Below are 18,992 nucleotides of genomic sequence, written 5' to 3' on the forward strand. Positions count from 1 at the left end.
CCAGCGGCACGGAGCGCCCTGCGCCCCGCGCCGCACCCGCTTACTGCGCGCTGAAGGTGTTGAGCGCCTTCGGGAACTTGAACAGCCACAGGTGCGTCAGACGGTCGACCTCGTTGCCGCGCGTGACGCGCGACAGGACCGCGCCGGCCGCGCAGGTGCCGTCCTGGGCGATCACGCCGTTGACATCGACCGTGCACTCGGTCGGATCGCCGGCGACCGGCTTGCCCTTGGCATCCGCCAGCACCGTCTTCAGACCGAAGTCGTTGTCGTTGATCAGCGCCAGCGTGTTGCCGTCGACGATCGCCAGGCCCTCGGCCTTCTCGGCCTTCCAGCCGGCGGCGTTCAGGTCGAGCAGCACCGTCTTCTTCAGCTTCACGACGTTGGCCCAGCTCACGGCCGAGGTCGTCACGCCGTCGATGCTGTTCTTCTCGAGCTCGATGCCGATCGCGGCGATGTCGGTCGCCGTGGCCGGCACCTCGACGAGCATCAGGAAGTTGCGCACCGCGCCGTTCGCATCGGCGCCCTGCTCCAGCACGATGAACTTGCCGTTGCCCAGCGACACCAGGTCGCCCAGTTTGGCGCTGCCCGTGCGGTTGCGATCCCACTTCTCGCCCTTGGCGGCGAGCGGGTAGCTCAGCGGGTAGGCATACAGCTTCGAGGTCTCGGTCTTCGGGTCGAACTCGATCCAGCGCGCGAACTGCGCGAAGTCGCGGACCTTCACCTTGTCGGTGTTCTTGCCGTCCTGGTCCAGGTCGGCGCTGTCGACGACCTCGATGCTCTTGCCGGCGTTGTCCACGGGATCGATCGGGCTCTGCAGGAAGCCGTGCAGCTTGCCGCCGGCGACATCCATCGCCAGGCCTTCCATGCCGCGGTTCGCGCGACGATTCCTCAGCACGTCGGGCAAGCTGCCGGCGGTGGTGCCGGGCGCATAACGCTTGATGATCTTGAAGGTCGCGGCGTCGATCTTGACGATGAACGGGCCGTATTCGTCGGAGGTCCAGAACACCTTGTTGGCGTCGTCGTAGACCAGGGTCTCGCTGTCGAGGCCGTTGGCGTCGAAGGCGCCCTTGGTGCCGTCGTACTTCAGCGTGTCGGACAGCGGCACCTCGGCGCTGCTGCCGACCGCGCCGAAGGGCAGCGGGCGGCCGGTGACGGCGGAGCCGTCGGCGTTCTTCAGCGGATTCAGCGCGGAGATGACCGCCCCGTCCTTGCCCAGCGTGATCACGCCGATCGACGGCGAGAAGCTCGGCGCGGGGAACATCTTCGTCGTGACGATGGCGCCGTTGTCGGGGCGCGGCGCGTTGGGGCTGTCGCCGTTGGGGCCGCGATCGGTGATGCCCCAGAACTCGAGCGCGCCCGCGGCGTTCTTGCCCTTGTAGACCAGGCCCGATCCGACCGCCGGGTAGAAGCCCTTGGGGAAGTCCTTCTTCGCGTCGGCGTTGCTGCCCTCGTAGGGCACGTACTGGTTGTCGGCCGCCTTGATCTGGAACTTGGTGATCGCGACGGCGCCGCCGGCCGTGGCCTGCGTGACGGTGCTCGTCTCGGTCTTGCCCAGCAGCGTGGCGAGCGTGGACTCGTAATGCTCGACGGCGGCGGCGCGGCGGTTGGCATTCATCGTGCGGGCAGCATACGCCTGGCCGTAGACGTCGTTCTGCCCGGCCGGCAGCAGCGCGGCGAAGGCCTTGTCGAAGTCGGTCGCGGCGGCCGCGAAGTCCAGCGTCTTGCCCGCGAAGGCGTCATGCACCGCCGCCGGGATCTTGATGCCGTTGGTGGGATCGTCGTCCTCGTCCAGGGCCTGCAGGAACACGAGGCGGTTGGCGAGCTTGTCGTCCGTCAAGGTCGCGGAGCCGGCGAGGTCGCCGACGGAGATCGTCTCGCCGCATTTCGCGCTGCCCACCGCGACGCCGCCGACGGTGAAGCTCACCGTGTCGCCGGTCTTGCAGGTGAAGGCGCCATTCGCGGCCGTCTTGCCGCTCGTGCCGCTCGGTGCCAGCGCATAACTGACGCCCTCCACCGGCGCGTCCACGAGGCGCGACTGGATCGTCGGCACGACCGGTTCATCGTCGCCGCTGCCGCAGGCGCTGAGCGCCGCGGCCGCGATCAAGGTGATCAGCGGGAGTTGCGGGCGACGGATACGGGTGGCCCGAGGGGCGGCGAGGGTGGAGGCGGATCGTGCGGTCGTCTTCGTCATGTCGTTCTTTCGTGGATCGCGGAGGCCCGCCGTGGCGGGACAGGGCGGCACGCTAGGCAGCGCTGATGACAGCGCCGTTAAGCGGCTTCACGAATCGACACGAATACGACAAGAAGGCGGGAATTCCCGAGGGAATCCCGGGCCCGGATCGGGCGACCGCCATGCAGAAAGCCCCGGCGCCGCGTCATCAGACGCGGTCCGGGGCTCCGGTCAACGGACGGCAGAGGAGGGAATCAGCCGTTGACCTTGATCAACCGTTGACCTTGATGCGGTTGTTGACGGACTGGACGCCCTTGGCGGCCAACGCCATCGAGCCCGCGCGGTCCCGCGCGGCCAGGTCCGGCGCGGTGCCGTCCAGCGTCACGTGGCCCTTTTCGGTCTCGACCTTGACGTCGAGCGCGCTCAGCTTCGGATCGCCGGCCAGCGAGGCCTTGATGGACGTCGTGATCTGGGCGTCGTCGATGGCGGCGCCCGCCTTGTCGGCGGCGCGTTCCATCTTGGCGCCGGCCTTGTCCATGGCCTGCTCGGTGTCCTGCTTGGCGGCTTCGGACTTCTGTTCCATCTTGGCGATGCCATCGTCCAGGCGCTGGCCGGCGGTGCGGCCATCATCCTCGCGACCGCAGGCGGTCAGGGCGACGGCGGCCACCACGGCAGGCAGCAGCAGGGACAGGGCGGTCGGGCGGTAAGAGTGCTTCATGGCGAGGCTCCTTTCGCGGTGCGAATCGCTGATATCGCGGCGCATCGCGGATGAGGCGGAAGGTCCGCAAACAGTCCGCGGGTGGCCGCGGATCCATGACTTCACTCTAGACATCCCCCCATCGGCACGGGGTCGGCTGCCGCCGGAAGCGCCGGTCGCCCGGCGTCCCGGCGCGCCGTAGGAGCGCGCCTACAGGCCGCCGCCGGCCGGCGGCAGGCCGCCCTCACCTGCGGGCGTCGGCGCCTGGGCCGGCGATGGCGCCGCCCCCGGCGACGCACCCGGCATGGCGCCGGGCATGGCGCTGGACATGGCAGTCAGGCCGGGAATCGGGAAATCGATCCGCGGGATGTCCGGCTCGTCCTGCTTGAGCGGCAGCCAGGCGCAGACCTCCGTGCCCTGCCCCGGCGCACTGCGCAGCCGCAACTGGCCGCGCTCGGCCTCGACGCGGAAGCGCATGCCCAGCAGACCGTGCGAGCCGAGCGCCAGGCGGCCCGGGTCGAAGCCCTGGCCGTTGTCGGTGACGATGACCATCGCCTGCGCGTATTCGCGCTTGAGCGCCACGGTCACCGCGGTCGCATGGGCGTACTTGGCGGTGTTGGTCAGCGCCTCCTGCACCAGCCGGAAGGCGGTCAGCTGCGCGCTCGGGACCAGATCCACCGCGGGATCGAGTTCCACCGCGATCGGCACGCCCAGCCGCTCGGACATCTCGCGGCACAGGATCTCCAGCGCCGGCACCAGGCCCAACTGATCGAGCGTCGACGGACGCAGGTCCTCGATGATCCGGCGCTTGAGCGCGATGCCGCTGTTGAGCGTCTCGGTCAGGTGGGTGAGCCGCTGCATCAGGTCCGGGGCGCCGGCCTGCAGCTTGGGCCGCAGCCGCGCGACGTCGAGCTTGGCCGCCGTCAGCAGGGCGCCCAGCTCATCGTGCAGGTCGCGGGCGAGACGGGCGCGCTCGTCCTCGCGCGCGGTCTGCAGGTGCCGGGCGAGCTGCGTCAGTTCGGCGGTGCGGCGGGACACCTCGACCTCCAGCCGGTCGCGCTCCGCGCGCACCTCCTGGGCCTGCTCGGCGCGCTGGACGTCGAGCGCCCGGCTCTTGCGCACGAACAGCACGAACACGATCAGGCTCAGCAGCGTCATGCCGGCCACGCCGATGCGGCTGAGCATCAGCGTGTCGTAGACCTGACCGGTGCCCAGCGCGATGCGGCGGTTCTCGTCGGTCAGCAGTTCCGCCGAACGGCGCCGGATCTGCTCCATCTGGTCGCGGCCGATGTCGGTCATCATCAGCTCGCGGCCGGCCGATTCGCGTCCGCTCTCGTAGAGCTTGAGCACTTCCTGCAGCTCGCTGAGCTTGGCGCTGACCGCGCCAGCGATCTCCTTGCTGCGGTGCTCGGCATCCTCGGCGCCGACCTGCGCGTACATGCGCTGCAGGGAGTTCAGGCCCTGCGACGCGTCTTCCGCGGCGAATCGGTAAGGGTCCAGGTATTCCGGGCGGCGGGTGATCAGGTATCCCCGTTGCCCTGACTCCGCGTCGGTCACGCGGGCCATCAGCCGGAGCAGTTCCATCCGGGCCCGGCCCAGCGTGTCCAGACGGTCCATCTGCGAGACGGCGCCGAAGTAGGCCAGCTCGCTGATCAGGATCATCAGCAGGGCCACGAACACGCCGAGCGGCATCGCCCACGTCTTGCGACCCAGGTTCGTGACGGTGTCCTTCAGGCTCATCCTCTACACTCCCTGAGCGATTTCGCTCACTTGACCATCGCCACCATGATCCGAATCGCCATCGTCGACGACCACGCGATTGTCCGCGCCGGGCTGCGGCAATTCCTCTCCGAACAGGTCGACCTGCGCGTCACCGGCGAAGCCGGCTCGGGCCGCGAGGCGTTGGACCTCGTGCGCGCCGGCGAGCTCGACGTGATGCTGATGGACCTCTCGCTGCCCGACCAGAGCGGCGTCGAGACCCTCGCCGCCATCAAGGCCCGCAAGCCGGAACTGCCGGTGCTGATCCTCAGCGGCTTCCCGGAGACGCACTACGCGACCACGCTGCTGCGCCAGGGCGCCAGCGGCTACCTCAACAAGGAATGCGACCCCGAGGAGATCGCCACGGCGATCCGGACGGTCTTCCGCGGCCGCAAGTACATCACGCCGGCCGTGGCGGAGCTGCTGGCCGACGGCCTCGGCGCGCCGGCCGACCAGGCCGCCCACGACACGCTGTCCGAGCGCGAGCTGCAGGTCTTCCTGCGCCTGGCGCGCGGAGAGACCGTGGGCCACATCGCCGACGGCATGTCGCTGAGCGTGAAGACGGTGTCGACCTACCGCTCGCGCGTGCTGGAGAAGCTCTCGCTCAGCACCAACAGCGAGCTGACGTATTACGCCCTCAAGAACGGGCTGATCGAGTAGCCGCATCGCCGGCGTCCCGGTTGGCCGCGTCGACCAGGCCGCCGCAGTAGGCCAGCAGGTCTTCCAGCTCGGCCGATTTGTCGAAGACCTTGTCGGCGCCCAGCGCGAAGCAGCGCTGGCGCATGTCCGGCGTGGCGTAGTTGCTGAGCACGACGCGGCGTGCTCCGGGCATGCGCTCGCCGGCGGCGCGCAGCACGTTCAGTCCGGTCCCCTGCGCGAGGAAGATGTCGATGATCAGCAGGTCGCAGCCGGGATGGTCTTCCGACAGCCAGTTCAGCGCGCCGTTCTCGTCGACCGCATGGCCGAGGACGCGCAGGTCCACCATCTCCTCGAGCGTCGCCACCAGGTTCTCCCGGATGACGGCGTTGTCCTCGACGAGGAAGCAGGTGAGGGCGGCGCTGGCGGGCTGGACATCCATGGCGGGCTCGTGAACTGCTCGAAACCACAAGCGGGTAAGCGCGAACGGACGGGTTGCAGGGGCAGACCGTCCGTTCGCGCGGTGCGCCCGGGGCGGGTGGTCAAGCCGCCGTCGGACACACGTTCAGGGGAATCGCGTCAGCGCATCAGTTGCGGATCGCGATCTCGTTCTTGACGCGCTTCACGCCCTTGACTTCACGCGCCAGGCGTTCCGCGTCGGACTTCTCCGTGGCGTTCTTGGCGAAGCCGGTCAGCATCACCTCGCCTTGCAGCGTCTCCACGTGGATGGAGCTGGCGTCCACCGACTTGGCCTCGACGAACTTGGACTTCACCGCGGTGGTGACGGCCGCGTCGTCGACATATTCGCCGACGGAGGATTGACCGCGCGTCACGGCGCAGCCGGGCAGCAGGGTCAGGGCGCCCACAGCGGTGGCCAGGGCGAGAACGGTGGCTCGAATCATCATGTTGATCTCCTTCGATTGATGAAAAGGCTCGGACTCACGCGGCGTGGCGGTCTGACGACACGACAGCAGGGGCCGGCTCGGCGAACGTCGCGGGGGCGTGGTCCAGCAGATAAGGAAGCGCCGCTTCCAGACCCAGCACCGGTTCGTGGTCGCTGACCGCGGTCCATTGGACCTGGCAGGCGAATTCATGAACGTGCAAGGCGAGGGAATGGTGGTCGGCGATGCCCATCTGTCAGCTCCTTGTGCACCCCGTGGTGCGCTGGGATTGACTCTACGTATCCCGAACAGTCCGCCCTGTCGTCCGCGTCCGCGATGTCTTGTAGGACAAGCGGAAACGACGTTGCCGACGGGCCGAATGCGGCGTTGTCCTACAGGGCGTCGCGCGGGGGCCTCACAGGCGTCGCGAGCCTCTCTCCCTAGGATGTGGGCATCGAACAAAGACCCGAGACGAGAACAAGATGAACACCTTCTCCGCCGCCGTTGGAAGCGCTCCCCGGGCTCCGGCCCCCATCCATCCCGACTTCCGCCCCTCCCATTGCGTGAACGCCGAGCTGCTGCTCTCCACGCCGCTGACGGTGGTGGTGCGCGCGCAGCTGTCCTACATCGACGCGAACGGTCAGGCCGATGATCAGGAGATCGCGCTGGTCATCCCGCGCAGCCGCTGCGAAGGCGACCGTCCTTACTGGCCCGCCCTGCTGTCCGCGGCGACCGAGCACTGGCAACGTTGCCCGGGCTGCGCCCGTCGGCTGTCGGCCCGCGTCGACGGCGACTGGCAGACCTTGCTGACCGCGCAGACGACGCATTGAGCGCGCGTCGAGCACGCTGAGCACGCACTGAGCCATCGCCTCAACCTCCCCTAAGTGAGGGCGCGGATAATCTGTCGCTGGCCGATCACGGCCTGACGACGATGATCCGACGCCCTTTTTCTTTCTCCCCGCATCGCTGCGCCCGTTCGCGATGGCCGCCTTGGCCGCGACCTTGATGACGGGCTGCGGCACCTTCGGGACAAGCGCCGAGCGCAAGAACTCCGTCTATCAGAACGAGCGTTTCTCGTCGGACGAAACCTTCTCGCGCCTGTTCGATTCGAGCGTGCAGGACACCTGCGAGGCGGCGCGGCGCGCGCTGCTGAGCCAGGGCTACGTGATCAACGCGGCGCTGCCGGATTCGATCTCGGGCACCAAGCGCTTCCAGCCCGAGGGCGAGGTGCACGTGGAGATCAGCTTCACCGTGGTGTGCGTGCCGGAAGGCGGTAGCGGGAAGCTGGCGACGGCCTATGTCTCGGCCCTGCAGGACCGCTACAACGTCAAGCGCAGCGCGAATTCCACCAGCCTGGGCGTGAGCGCGATCGGCTCGATCTCGGTGCCGCTGTCGTCGTCGACGGAGTCGCTCGTGAAGGTCGCCTCCGAAACCATTCCGGCCGGGCAGTTCTACGACCGGTTCTTCGCGTTGATGCAGCGCTTGATCACGCAGCAGGGGAACGAAGACGCGAGCGATCTGGACAAGACGGGCGGGTGAGGCCTCTCAAAAACGAAAGAGGGCGCCTCGATGAGCGCCCTTTGACGAACCACAGGTGACAGCCCACCTCCGGGTGGGCCGTCTTCCCCAGACTACTGTGGCGTCGATGCCTGCGGTTTGCCCGCCGTCCGGGTCTTCTCGATGACCAGACCGCGGCGCTCCAGCAGCGGCTGGATCTGCGGCTCGTGGCCGACGACGCCGCGGAACAGTGTCAGCGCGTCCTGGCTGCCGCCCTGCGACAGCAGCTTCGCGCGGAACGCGTCGCCCAGCTCGCGCTTCAGGCCGCCGTTGGCCTTGAACCACTGCACCGTGTTGGCGTCAAGCACCTCCGACCAGACATAGGCGTAGTAACCCGCCGCGTACCCGCCCATGATGTGGCTGAAGTAGGGCGTGCGGTAACGCGGCGGCACCGCGTCGTAGTCGTAGCCTTCCTCGCGCAGCGCCTTGGCCTCGAAGGCCATCACGCCGTCGGCGTCGGGCACCTGGTCCAGCGGCAGCTGGTGCCAGCGCTGGTCCAGGCTCGCCGCGCTCAGGTACTCCGTCGTCGCGAAGCCCTGGTTGAACTGCTTGGCCGCCAGCACCTTGTCCAGCAACGCGCGCGGCATCGGCTCGCCGGTCTTGTAGTGCTTCGCGTAGTTGGCGAGCACGCTCGGCCAGTCCGCCCACATCTCGTTGACCTGCGACGGGTACTCGACGAAATCGCGCGGCACCTTGGTGCCCGCCATGCTCGGGTACTTCACGTTCGAGAACATGCCGTGCAGCGCATGCCCGAACTCGTGGAACATCGTCGTCACCTCGTCCCACGTCAGCAGCGTCGGCTTGCCGTCCGCCGGCTTCGGGATGTTGAGGTGATTCGCCACCACCGGCTTCTGGTTCATCAGCCCGCTCTGGTCGACGTACGCGTTCATCCACGCGCCACCGCGCTTGGACGGCCGCGCGTACATGTCGGCGATGAAGATCGACAGCTGCGACCCGTCCGCATTGAACACGTCGTAGACCAGCACGTCCGGGTGGTAGACCGGCAGGTCGTGGCGCTGCTTGAACTTCAGGCCGTACAGCTGCCCCGCCGCGTAGAACACACCGTTCTCCAGCACGTGCTTCATCTCGAAGTAGGGCTTGAGCTGCGCCTCGTCGAAGCCGTACTTCTCGGCCCGCAGCTTCTCGCTGTAGAAGCTCCAGTCCCACGCCGCCAACTGGAAGGACGGCTGCTTCTTCGCCTTCTGCTCGCGGTCGATGATGGCCTGCAGTTCCGCGCCCTCGCGGCGCGCGGCGCCGACCGCCGCCGGCGCCAGCTGGCGCAGCATGCCGTTCACGGCCTGCTGGTTCCGGGCGGTCTCGTCCTTCAGCACGAAGTCCGCATGCGTCGCGAAGCCGAGCAGCTTCGCGCGCTCGGCACGCAGCGAAACGACGCGCGACACCAGCGCGGTGTTGTCGTAGGCGTTGCCGCGCGAGCCGCGCACCACCGAGGCCTCGTAGATCCGCTGGCGCAGCGCGCGGTTCTCCAGCTGCGCCAGCACCGGCTGGCCGGTCGTGTTCAGCAGCGCGATCAGGTACTTGCCGTCCAGGCCGCGTTCCTTCGCGGCGGATGCGGCGGCAGAGATCTGCTCATCGCTCAATCCCTTCAGCTCGTCGAGGCTGTCGACGATCACGGCCGAGTCGTTCACCTCCGCCAGCACGTTCTGGTTGAAGCGCGCGCCCAGCTGGGCCATCTCGGCGTTGATGGCCTTCATGCGGGCCTTGCCGTCCTCGTCCAGCTTCGCGCCGGCGCGCAGGAACTGGTTGTACTGGCGCTCGATCAGCCGCTGCTCCTGCGCGCCCAGGCCGAGCGACGCGCGGCGCTGGTACAGCGACTCGATGCGCGCGAACAGCGTCGGGTTCAGCTGGATCGCGTCGCGGTGCGCGGCCAGCTTCGTCGCGTAGTCGGCCTGCAGTTTCAGGCGCGCGGGATTGGCGTCAGCGCCGGTCAGGCTCATCAGCAGCGTGGTGGCTCTCCCCAGCGTGCGACCGCCGCGCTCCAGCGCGACGATGGTGTTGTCGAAGGTCGGGGCCGCGGGGTTGTCGGCGATCGCGGCGACTTCGGCCAGTTGCTCGGCCATGCCCTGGTCGATCGCGGGACCGATGTCGGCGTCCCGGATCCTGTCGAAGGGCGGGTATTGCAGCGGCAGCGTGCTCGGCGCGAGCAGCGGGTTCGCGACGCTGGCCGCGGTCGTGTCCGTGGCCGACTTGCCGGCGGAGGCGTTGGTGGACACGGCGGCCGCGGCGGGCGCGGCCGTCTGGGCCATCACGGGAGCGGCGAGGGCCACGGTGGCGGCCAGGACGAAGGGAATCCTCATGGGAGACGGCCCGTCTTGTGGGCGGGCATTCGTGTTGTGCGAGTCCGTCACCTTAGCCGAAGCGCCTCTCGAAGCCGAACGCCATGGGCGCCGTCCGCCCCGTGGAGAACCCGCCCCGGGACAACCCTGAGAGCCTCGCGTTCCGGGTCCGTCGGCCGCCCGCGACGGGTCCGCCCGATTAGCATCACCGCTCATGTCCGAACGCACTTTCCACTGGGCCGTGATCGGCCCCGGCTCGATCGCGCAGCGCTTCGCCGAAGCCGTCGCGCAACTCGACGGCTGCCGTCTCCACGCGGTCTGCGGCCGCGACGCGCATCGCGCGCGGCAGTTCGCCGAGCGCTGGTCGACGGTGGGCGAGCCCGCCGTGCTCGCCCACACCGATCCCGCCGCGGTGATGAACGACCCGGCCGTCGATGGCGTCTACGTCGCGACACCGCACGGTCAGCACTACGAGTACGTCCTGGCCGCGCTCCAGGCCGGCAAGGCCGTGCTGTGCGAGAAGTCGCTGGTGCCGAACCGGGAGATGGGCCGGCGCCTGGTCGAGGCCTCGCGCACGCACCGCGTCTTCCTGATGGAGGCGGTGTGGACGCGCTTCCTGCCGCTGTACCAGGACCTGGCGGCCTGGCTGCGCGAAGGCCGGCTCGGCGCGCTGCGCGGCATGCAGTCGAGCTTCTGCTTCCCCGCGCCCTATGACCCCGACAGCCGCATCTTCAGCCCCGCGCTGGCGGGCGGCGCACTGCTCGACATCGGCATCTACAACCTGACCGCCACGCGATGGGTGCTGCAGCACGCGCTCGGCGAAGTCCCGCCCCTGGTAGATCTGGCCGTGAAGGCCCGGCTCGCGCCGACCGGCGTCGACGCCGGACTGGCGGTGACGCTCGACTTCGGCGACGGACTGACGTCGCAGTTCCAGTGCGCCATCGACACCTTCGCGCCGAACACGATGCACATCCTCGGCGGGGCGGGCGCGATCGTGCTGCCGGAGACCTTCTGGGAGGCGACGCGTGCCCAGTGGCTGCCGGCGCGCGGCACGCCCGAGACGATCGAGCGCCGCTTCGAGATCAACGGCTTCGAGTACGAGATCCGCGAGACGATGCGCTGCGTGCATGCCGGCGAGATCGAGAGTCCGGTGGTGCCGCATGCGGAGACGCTCGCGGTGCTGGGCTGGATGGACCGCATCCGCGCGCTCGCCGGCGTGAGGTCTCCGTTCGACGACGCGTTCCCGACAAGCGCTTGAAGAGAGCCACGATGGAGACACGACCCGCGTCCTTTGACGACTCGATCCCGGTCCCGCTGCCGGACACGCCGACGCTCAGGATCGAGCGCGCCGCGCCGGACGACCTGCCGCGCATCGAGAACCTCATGCAGTTCTACAACTACGACCTCAGCGAGTGGACGCCGGTGGCGTTCGCGCACGAGGGCCGTTATCAACTGCGACCCAAGGCCCCGTACTGGGCGCAGGCCGATGTGCATCCGTTCCTGATCTGGGTGGGCGATGAACTCGCGGGCTTCGCCGTCGTCGACGGCGAATGCGAGCAGCCGGACTCGGACCACAACATGGGTTACTTCTTCCTCGCGCGCGGCTACCGCGGCCACGGCCTAGCGGCGCGTGCCGCGGGCGAGGTGCTGGCCCGCTTCCCTGGTCGCTGGGAGGTCTACCACCTGATGGCCAACACGCCGGCCGCGCAGTTCTGGCCGGGCGTCATCCGCGGCCAGGCCGTCGGCGAGATCACCCGCGAGGTCCGCACGCTCCATGAGGACGAGTGCTGCCTCTACCGCTTCACCGTGGTGCTGCCGCCCGGCGCCTGAGCGCGCCGAGCGAGCCGGACGGCGCCACCGCGTCCTTGTCTCAACCGCCGAAAGGATCCGCCATGCAGCTCATCGGCATGCTCGACTCTCCCTACGTCCGCCGCGCCGCGATCGCGATGCAGCTGCTCGGCCTGCACTTCGAGCACCAGTCGCTCTCGGTGTTCCGCACCTTCGACGAGTTCAGCCGCATCAATCCCGTCGTCAAGGCACCGACCCTGGTCTGCGACGACGGCACGGTGCTGATGGACTCCACGCTGATCCTGCAATACGCGCAGGCCCTGTCGCCCGGCCGCGCCCTGCTGCCGCCCAGCGATCCGGCGCTCAAGCGCGCGCTGCGGCTGACGGGCCTCACAAGAGCGTGCAGGCGGTCTACGAGCAGCAGCTGCGTCCCGACGACAAGCAGCACGCGCCTTGGCTGGAGCGCGTCGGCGGCCAGCTGCGCGCGGCCTTGATCGAGCTGGACGCCGAGATGGCGAAGGCGCCGCTGTCCGCCGCCCGCGATGGCATCGGCCTGGCGGGCGTGACGATCGGCGTGATGTGGGAGTTCGTCCGGCAGATGACGCCGGAGCTGCTGCCGCCGGCGGACCGGCTGCAGACGCTGATCGCGTATGCGAGCGCGGTGGAGCAGTTGCCGGAGTTCCGGGCCGCGCCTCACGGCGACGGCATCGTCCAGCCCTGCGGGGGCTGAACGCCCGACGACTTCAGCGCGGCGCCGCGGCCAGCGGCACGCCGGTGCGAGGCAGGCGCTTGATCAGGTGATTCAGCACCAGCGCGATCACGAGCAGCACCGTCAGCCCGAAGGCCCAGGCCACCCAGACCACCGGGACCAGCCAGCCGATCGCCGTGCCCGCCATCGGCGCGCCGGTGCCGGCCATTGCCATCAACCACTGCACGGCGCCTTGCACGGCCTCGAGCAGGCCGGTGTCGAGGAAGGGCTCGACCCAGGCCGGGAACTTGAACTCGACCGCGCCCTTGCCGAGCTCGGCCGCGCGGCCGGTGGAGAGGGCCTCCACCGTCCAGCGCACCAGTCCCGCCGTGGCCCAGGCCAGTCCGCTCCAGAGCAGCGCGAACAGCCCGGTCACGGACCACAGGAAGGTCTTCATCGCGTGTCCTGCCCGGTCCGCATCAGTCGTCGCTGGAGCCGGCGAAGCCGAAGATGCTCAGCAGGCTGGTGAACAGGTTGAACAGCGACACGAACAGGCTGACGGTGGCCATCACGTAGTTCCGCTCGCCGCCGTTCACGATCATGCTGGTGTGGAACAGGATCATGCCCGCCGACAGCAGCGCCACCACGCCCGAGACCACCACCGACAGCAGCGGCAGCTGGAAGAACAGGTTGGCCAGCGACGCCAGGATCGCGATGATCATGCCGGCGAACAGGAAGCCGCCCATGAAGCTGAAGTCCTTCTTGGTCGCCAGCACGTAGGCCGACAACACCAGGAAGGTCGCGCCGGTGGTGCCCATCGCCATGGCGATGATGCTGGCGCCGCCCGCCATCTTCAGGATCGCGCCCAGCAAGGGGCCCAGCGTGTAGCCCATGAAGCCGGTCAGCGCGAACACCAGCGGCACCGAAGCCGCGCTGTTCTGCGTCTTATGGATCGCGAACAGCAGGCCGAAATAGCCGATCAGCGTCAGGATCATGCCCGGCGCGGGCAGCCGGTACGCGACCGCGGCGGCCGCCACCGCGGCGCTGAACAGCAGCGTCATCGACAGCAGCGCGTAGGTGTTGCGCAGCACGCGCGCCACGTCGGCGCGTTGGGTGAAGACCGAATCGCCGCCGTGGGCGGTGGCGGGCGTCCAGCTCGAGGGGGACGCCGGTTGTCGTTGGAAGTCGCTCATGAGAAGTTCTCCTGGAGCCGTGGAAGCCGTGTAGACCGTTGAACGGGAAGCGCGCTCGCGCGCGCATGAGGACCCGACCTTAACGCCATCATCACATCGAATAAACCTGCTTATTGCTCATTTTGCTGAAGCAATTTCCGTTTCTAGTTCGTTCAGGGGGATCGGGGTGCCGCGACGCTCCAGCAGCTTGGCCACCAGGGGGTGGTTCTGACCGCGGCGCGAGTAGATCGCGTGGACGTCCTCGACCACTTCGGTCTGGCCCAGCAGGTGCAGGCCGGCCATCAGCGAGAGGTCGTCGGCGCCCAGGCGGCTGACCGGGAACACGCCCAGGCCGCGGGCGGCGAAGACGCTCATCAGCGCGCTGTCCTCGAACTCGCCGACGATCTGCGGACGGATGTGGTGCTGCTCGAACCAGCGCTCCAGGCCCGATCGCAGGGACGCGTGACGGGTCGGCAGCAGGACCGGCAGCGTCTCCAGCACGTACGGGAAGCCCTTGTTCGGCGCACGACGGGCGCGCTCGATCAACTCCGACGGGCCGTACCAGTCGACGGTCGTGCTCGCCAGCAGCTGGCTGGTGATGCGCAGCGTCGGATTGACCGGGGCGGGCTGGTCGGTGAGCACCAGATCCAGGTGGTGCAGCGCGAGTTCGCCGATCAGTTGGTCGACCTCGCCTTCATGGCAGACGAGGCGCAGTTGCGGGGTGTCCAGCACCGGCGCGAGCAGGGCGTGCGCGGCCAGCTTCGACAACCCGTCCGACAGGCCCACCGACAGCCGTTGCACGCGCTGCGTGGCCGCTTCGTGGACCTCGTTGGGCACCATCTGGCCGATCTGGAAGATCTCCTCCGCTCTCGCGAAGGCGGCCTGGCCGGCTTCGGTCAGCACCAGGCCGCGACCTTCGGGCTTGAGCAGCTGGTGGCCCAGCGAGCGCTCCAGCTCACGCACCTGCGCGCTGATCGTCTGCACCGCCATGCCCAGGCGGTCGGCCGCCCGGGCGAAGCCGCCCTCCTTGGCGACGACCCAGAAGTAGTGGAGGTGACGGTAGTTGAGGGTGGACATGGCAGGGCCTCCGAGAAAGACGAAGCTGGATGATAACGAACTTCGCTTAAACGGAAGTTAAGACGAGCCAAGCGAAGGTTTTTCCGACAGCGCGTCGGTCCGGTCAGGTGGAGTCCATGCCCCTGGCGGTTGAGTTCAGCGCGCGGTTGACGCGCATATCTTCACGCATTCTTCACGCCACACTTCGTTTCTTGTGCGGACTGCGGTTCGGAAAAGCAGAACGCGCCGGCGGCCTTTCGGCCCCGGCGCGTTCCCCTGGGTCACGGACGCTGTCGTCCGCGTGGTCGTCAGAGCGGCATCGTCCGATCGCCTCGTCAGATGGCGGCGAGACCCGCCTTCAAGTCATCGCGCAGGTCCTCGATGTCCTCGATGCCGGCGGAGATCCGCACCAGCGAGTCGGTGATGCCGAGACGCTCGCGCGTCTCGACCGGGATCGACGCGTGCGTCATCAGCGCGGGCAGCGAGATCAGGCTCTCGACGCCGCCCAGGCTTTCCGCCAGCGAGAAGATCTGCACCCGCTCCAGGAAGCGGCGCGCGCCGGCCAGGTCGGTGTCCAGCTGCACGCTGATCATCCCGCCGCCGCCGCGCATCTGGCGCTTGGCCAGCGCGAGCTGCGGGTGGCTTTCGAGGCCCGGGTAGTAGACGCGGCGGACCTTGGGTTGCGCCTCCAGCCAGCCGGCGAGTTCCAGCGCGCTCTCGTTGTGCCGCGCCATGCGCAGCGCCAGCGTCTTCAGCCCGCGCAGCGCGAGGAAGCTGTCGAACGGCCCGGCGATCGAGCCGACGGCGTTGTGCAGGAACTCGAGCTGCTCGCGCAGCGCCGCCTGGCGCTGCTCGCCGCCGACCACCACCACACCCGAGATCACGTCGCTGTGGCCGTTCAGGTACTTGGTGGCCGAGTGCATCACCGCATCGAAGCCCAGTTCCAGCGGGCGCTGCGACCAGGGGCTGGCGAAGGTGTTGTCGGCGATGGCCAGCGCGCCATGCTCGCGCGCGATCTTCGCGACGGCCGCCAGGTCGGTCAGCGTCAGCAGCGGGTTGCTGGGCGTCTCGATCCAGATCATCTTCGTCTCGGGACGCAGCGCGGCGCGGACGTTCTCCGGCTTGCTGCTGTCGACGTAGGTGACCTGCAGGCCGGCACTGCGCTTGCGCACGCGCTCGAACAGGCGGTAGCTGCCGCCGTAGAGGTCGTCGCCGGCGACGATGTGCGAGCCGGCGTCCAGCGTGTCCAGCACCGTGGCCATCGCGGCCAGGCCCGACGAGAAGGCGTAACCCTGCACGCCGCCTTCCAGGCTGGCGATCGCGCGCTCGTAGGCCTGGCGGGTCGGGTTGTGCGTGCGACCGTACTCGTAGCCCTGATGCACGCCGGGGCTCTGCTGGCGGTAGGTCGAGGTCGCGTAGATCGGCGGCATCACCGCGCCGGTCGTCGGATCGGGATGCTGGCCGCCGTGGATCGCGCGGGTGTCGAAGCGCAGATCCGCGCCGTGGGAGTACTTGTTGTCGTTGTCGGAGTCGTGGCTCATGACAAGCCCTTTCGCAGGTGGTTCAACAGGTCGAAACGGGTGACGAGGCCGTGGAAGCCGCGATCGTCGGCGATCACGGCCACCAGGCCCTTGCGCAGCTGCGCGATCAGGTCGGACAGCGGCGCGCCGGGAGGCAGGGTCTGCACATCATGACTCATCGCGCTGTCCACGCTGTCCTTGAAGTGGCGCGCGTCCATGTGCATCTGGGCGAGCAGGTCGGACTCGTCGAGCAGGCCGACGAGCTTGCCGTCCTTGAGCACCGGCAGCTGCGAGACCTCGGCCTGGCGCATGCGCGAGAAGGCGGTGGCCAGCGTGTCCTCGGGGCTCACGCTGATGACGGCGCCGTCCTCGGGCAGGCGGGCGATCAGGTCGCGCAGGTCGCCCTTGGTCGCGCGCTTGAGCAGGCCCTGGTCGAACATCCACGGGTCGTTGTAGACCTTGGACAGGTAGCGGGTGCCGGTGTCGCAGACCAGCGTGACGACGCGCTTGGGTGTCGTCTGCGCGCGGCAGTACTTCAGCGCCGCGGCCAGCAGCGTGCCGGTCGAGGAACCGGCCAGGATGCCTTCGGCGCGGTACAGGTCGCGCGCGGTGGCGAAGCTCTCCTCGTCGGTGATCGAGTAGGCGTGGCGCACGCCGCTCAGGTCCGCGATGGGCGGGATGAAGTCCTCGCCGATGCCTTCGACGGCCCACGATCCGGCCTCGCCGAAGCTGCCGGTCTCGATGAAGTCCTTCAGGATCGAACCCGCCGGATCGGCGAGCACCATGTCGAGCCCCGGGCGCACCTTCGCAAAGAAGCGCGACAGCCCGGTGATCGTGCCGCCGGAGCCCACGCCGCAGACCATCGCGTCGATGCGGTGGCCGACCTGCTGCCAGATCTCCGGACCGGTCGTGGTCTCGTGGGCGAGCGGGTTGTTGGGGTTGTTGAACTGGTCGGCGTACCAGGCGCCGGGGATGTCCTGGACCAGGCGCGCGGCGCGGTCCTGGTAGTAGTCGGGATGGCCCTTGCCCACGTCGGAGCGCGTGATGTGGACCTCGGCGCCGAGCGCCTTCAGCTGCAGCACCTTCTCGGCGGACATCTTGTCCGGCACGACCAGCACGACGCGATAGCCCTTCGCGCGCGCGACCAGCGCGAGCCCGAGGCCGGTGTTGCCGGCGGTCGCCTCGACGACGGTGCCGCCGGGCGGCAGCAGGCCGTCGCGCTCGGCGGCCTCGATCATCGACAGGCCGATGCGGTCCTTGATCGAGCCGCCGGGGTTCTGCGATTCGAGCTTCAGGAACAACTGGCAGGGGCCGGTGTCGAGCCGATGCACGGGGACCAGCGGCGTGTTGCCGATCAGGTCCAGCACCGCAGGCCGCTCGGGCGGTTGCTGCACGGGGGTGGAAGAAGTCTCCTTGGCACTCATGGGCGCTCCTTGTGATCCTGGTGGGATGGTCGGGCGACGCGTCCGGCGGGGGTGGTGCCGGGCGCGGGCAAACCGCGTAGGTTATCCGCTGGAAGCGATGGCCTCCAAGCGCGGTTGTCGCAGCAGCTTATCCGCGGATGGCATGAGCGGCCAACGCCCTCATGGCAGCACCGCCGCGCCCAGCGCCGGGAACACCTTGCCGACCTTGCCCATCAGGTACTCGCCGTAGGTGCCGGCGAAGACGTGCAGGTTGCTCGCGTCCCAGCGCGACGCGCTGTCGTCTTCGGCCGGCGGCAGGCCGGGAATGGGCTGGACGCGGCTGGTGAAGGACGGATCGAGGAACAGCGGCACCGACAGCCGGTCGTGCGCGCCGCGGTTGAGCTTCACGCGATGCGGCGTGCTGCGATAGAGCCCGGCGGTCATGCGGTCGAGCATGTCGCCGATGTTGCAGACGAAGGTGCCGGGCAGCGGCGGCGCATCGATCCAGCCGCGGCGGCCATGGACCTCGAGGCCGCCGCTGTCGTCCTGGTACAGCAGCGTGAGCAGGCCGTAGTCGGTGTGCTCGCCGACGCCCCAGGGCGCGCCGACGTCGGCCCCGGCCGGCACCGCGGGGTAGTTGAAGAGCCGCAGCAGCACCAGCGGGTCCGCGGTGGCATGCGCCAGGAAATAGGCGGGCGGCAGATCGAGGCTGAGCGCGATGCCACCCAGCACGCGCTGGCCGACGGCGGTCACGGCGGCGAGGTACTCGAGCCCCGTGTCCCTCAATCCCGGCACGTCGGGCCAGAGGTTGGCGCCATGCAAGGGCGTGCCGGCCAGCACGCGCGGGTCGTCGGGCGGCAGTTCGGCGGCGAGGTACAGCCCCTCCTTCCAATCCGGCCGGCCCGAGGTCAGCTCGCCGCCGGTGCTGAAGTAGCCGCGCCAGGCCCTGCCGCCGTCGCTCATCGGCCAGCGCTGCTTCTGTTCTCCAGGCAACGCGAAGAACATGCGCGCCAGCCGGTCGAGCCGCGCGATCAGCGCGGGATCGACGCCGTGATGGCTGACGTAGAAGAAGCCGTGCGCGCGGCAGGCCTCGCCGATCTGCACGGCCGCGAGATGGCCGCCGGGCGAGGCGGGATCGCTGGACGCCGGATCGTGCAGCCCGGAGATGTCGATGACGGGCACGCGGTCGTGGAGGAGGGTCATGGGTCGAGCATGCCGCAAGCGCGAACCCGCGTTGATGAAGGGGACGGGACGGGGGACGTGCGAAAGCCGCGTTTGCATATGCCCATCCGTTCGTTCCGCGTGAAGGTCGAGCTTCCTAAGCTGATGTCCATCGTGAACCACCGCTCCACCGTTCCACTGCTCCCAAAAA

18 protein-coding genes and 1 pseudogene are annotated in these 18,992 nt (G+C 68.9%); 6 read left to right on the forward strand and 13 right to left on the reverse strand.

Going from position 1 to position 18,992, the window contains the following annotated elements:
- Window positions 1-40: 40 nt before the first annotated feature.
- From AC1VNM_RS21850 to AC1VNM_RS21860, 3 genes are all read right to left on the reverse strand, one after another.
- A complete protein-coding gene (locus AC1VNM_RS21850; RefSeq protein ID WP_483108284.1) occupies window positions 41-2,191 on the reverse strand; it encodes an esterase-like activity of phytase family protein in 2,151 nt (716 codons plus the stop codon).
- 250 nt (window positions 2,192-2,441) lie between these two features.
- Window positions 2,442-2,888 carry a BON domain-containing protein gene (locus AC1VNM_RS21855; RefSeq protein ID WP_377158963.1) on the reverse strand — a complete coding sequence of 149 codons (447 nt, stop codon included), beginning with the start codon at window positions 2,886-2,888 and terminating at the stop codon, window positions 2,442-2,444.
- A gap of 189 nt (window positions 2,889-3,077) precedes the next feature.
- Window positions 3,078-4,607, reverse strand: coding sequence for a CHASE3 domain-containing protein (locus tag AC1VNM_RS21860; RefSeq protein ID WP_483108285.1), 1,530 nt, complete (start codon window positions 4,605-4,607; stop codon window positions 3,078-3,080).
- 45 nt (window positions 4,608-4,652) lie between these two features.
- On the opposite strand from AC1VNM_RS21860, the gene AC1VNM_RS21865 reads away from it, so the two are divergent.
- The gene (locus AC1VNM_RS21865; RefSeq protein WP_377158957.1) at window positions 4,653-5,285 is read left to right on the forward strand and encodes a response regulator; all 633 of its coding nucleotides are present in this window, start codon (window positions 4,653-4,655) and stop codon (window positions 5,283-5,285) included.
- On the opposite strand, the gene AC1VNM_RS21870 is transcribed toward AC1VNM_RS21865, so the two are convergent.
- From AC1VNM_RS21870 to AC1VNM_RS21880, 3 genes are all read right to left on the reverse strand, one after another.
- The gene (locus tag AC1VNM_RS21870; protein WP_377158955.1) at window positions 5,263-5,703 is read right to left on the reverse strand and encodes a response regulator transcription factor; all 441 of its coding nucleotides are present in this window, start codon (window positions 5,701-5,703) and stop codon (window positions 5,263-5,265) included. The genes AC1VNM_RS21865 and AC1VNM_RS21870 overlap by 23 nt on opposite strands.
- A gap of 145 nt (window positions 5,704-5,848) precedes the next feature.
- The gene (locus tag AC1VNM_RS21875; protein ID WP_297524751.1) at window positions 5,849-6,163 is read right to left on the reverse strand and encodes a BON domain-containing protein; all 315 of its coding nucleotides are present in this window, start codon (window positions 6,161-6,163) and stop codon (window positions 5,849-5,851) included.
- A gap of 37 nt (window positions 6,164-6,200) precedes the next feature.
- Window positions 6,201-6,395 carry a hypothetical protein gene (locus tag AC1VNM_RS21880; protein ID WP_377158952.1) on the reverse strand — a complete coding sequence of 65 codons (195 nt, stop codon included), beginning with the start codon at window positions 6,393-6,395 and terminating at the stop codon, window positions 6,201-6,203.
- 229 nt (window positions 6,396-6,624) lie between these two features.
- Between AC1VNM_RS21880 and AC1VNM_RS21885 the strand changes: the two genes are divergently transcribed.
- Together AC1VNM_RS21885 and AC1VNM_RS21890 are read left to right on the forward strand one after the other, a co-directional pair.
- Complete coding sequence (locus AC1VNM_RS21885; protein ID WP_377158949.1) at window positions 6,625-6,972, forward strand: hypothetical protein; 348 nt, start codon at window positions 6,625-6,627, stop codon at window positions 6,970-6,972.
- A gap of 151 nt (window positions 6,973-7,123) precedes the next feature.
- Window positions 7,124-7,681 (forward strand): DUF2242 domain-containing protein, encoded by a 558-nt coding sequence (locus tag AC1VNM_RS21890; RefSeq protein ID WP_483108286.1) that lies wholly within the window; start codon window positions 7,124-7,126, stop codon window positions 7,679-7,681.
- A 92-nt stretch (window positions 7,682-7,773) separates the two neighbouring features.
- Here the strand turns inward: AC1VNM_RS21890 and AC1VNM_RS21895 are convergent, their stop codons facing one another.
- Window positions 7,774-10,014, reverse strand: a complete 2,241-nt coding sequence (locus AC1VNM_RS21895) for a M3 family metallopeptidase (RefSeq protein WP_483108287.1) — start codon at window positions 10,012-10,014, stop codon at window positions 7,774-7,776.
- Window positions 10,015-10,207: 193 nt separating this feature from the next.
- Between AC1VNM_RS21895 and AC1VNM_RS21900 the strand changes: the two genes are divergently transcribed.
- The 3 genes and pseudogenes from AC1VNM_RS21900 to AC1VNM_RS21910 all read left to right on the forward strand — a co-directional run bounded on the left by AC1VNM_RS21900 (window position 10,208) and on the right by AC1VNM_RS21910 (window position 12,511).
- Window positions 10,208-11,251, forward strand: a complete 1,044-nt coding sequence (locus tag AC1VNM_RS21900) for a Gfo/Idh/MocA family protein (RefSeq protein WP_483108288.1) — start codon at window positions 10,208-10,210, stop codon at window positions 11,249-11,251.
- An 11-nt stretch (window positions 11,252-11,262) separates the two neighbouring features.
- Window positions 11,263-11,823, forward strand: a complete 561-nt coding sequence (locus tag AC1VNM_RS21905) for a GNAT family N-acetyltransferase (protein WP_377158937.1) — start codon at window positions 11,263-11,265, stop codon at window positions 11,821-11,823.
- Window positions 11,824-11,885: 62 nt separating this feature from the next.
- Window positions 11,886-12,511: pseudogene (locus AC1VNM_RS21910) on the forward strand (glutathione S-transferase family protein).
- Between the two features lie 13 nt (window positions 12,512-12,524).
- Here AC1VNM_RS21910 and AC1VNM_RS21915 read toward each other — a convergent pair.
- From AC1VNM_RS21915 to AC1VNM_RS21940, 6 genes are all read right to left on the reverse strand, one after another.
- Window positions 12,525-12,926 (reverse strand): hypothetical protein, encoded by a 402-nt coding sequence (locus AC1VNM_RS21915; protein WP_377158932.1) that lies wholly within the window; start codon window positions 12,924-12,926, stop codon window positions 12,525-12,527.
- A 22-nt stretch (window positions 12,927-12,948) separates the two neighbouring features.
- Window positions 12,949-13,662, reverse strand: coding sequence for a Bax inhibitor-1/YccA family protein (locus AC1VNM_RS21920; RefSeq protein ID WP_483108289.1), 714 nt, complete (start codon window positions 13,660-13,662; stop codon window positions 12,949-12,951).
- Between the two features lie 117 nt (window positions 13,663-13,779).
- The gene (locus AC1VNM_RS21925; RefSeq protein ID WP_431100878.1) at window positions 13,780-14,718 is read right to left on the reverse strand and encodes a LysR family transcriptional regulator; all 939 of its coding nucleotides are present in this window, start codon (window positions 14,716-14,718) and stop codon (window positions 13,780-13,782) included.
- A gap of 314 nt (window positions 14,719-15,032) precedes the next feature.
- The gene (locus tag AC1VNM_RS21930) at window positions 15,033-16,238 is read right to left on the reverse strand and encodes a trans-sulfuration enzyme family protein (protein WP_483108290.1); all 1,206 of its coding nucleotides are present in this window, start codon (window positions 16,236-16,238) and stop codon (window positions 15,033-15,035) included.
- Window positions 16,235-17,641 carry a pyridoxal-phosphate dependent enzyme gene (locus tag AC1VNM_RS21935; RefSeq protein WP_483108291.1) on the reverse strand — a complete coding sequence of 469 codons (1,407 nt, stop codon included), beginning with the start codon at window positions 17,639-17,641 and terminating at the stop codon, window positions 16,235-16,237. The genes AC1VNM_RS21930 and AC1VNM_RS21935 overlap by 4 nt, the downstream gene beginning before the upstream one ends.
- A gap of 159 nt (window positions 17,642-17,800) precedes the next feature.
- Window positions 17,801-18,823 (reverse strand): isopenicillin N synthase family dioxygenase, encoded by a 1,023-nt coding sequence (locus tag AC1VNM_RS21940; RefSeq protein WP_483108292.1) that lies wholly within the window; start codon window positions 18,821-18,823, stop codon window positions 17,801-17,803.
- Window positions 18,824-18,992 lie beyond the last annotated feature (169 nt).

The organism is Mitsuaria sp. MSU3D (assembly GCF_056867975.1).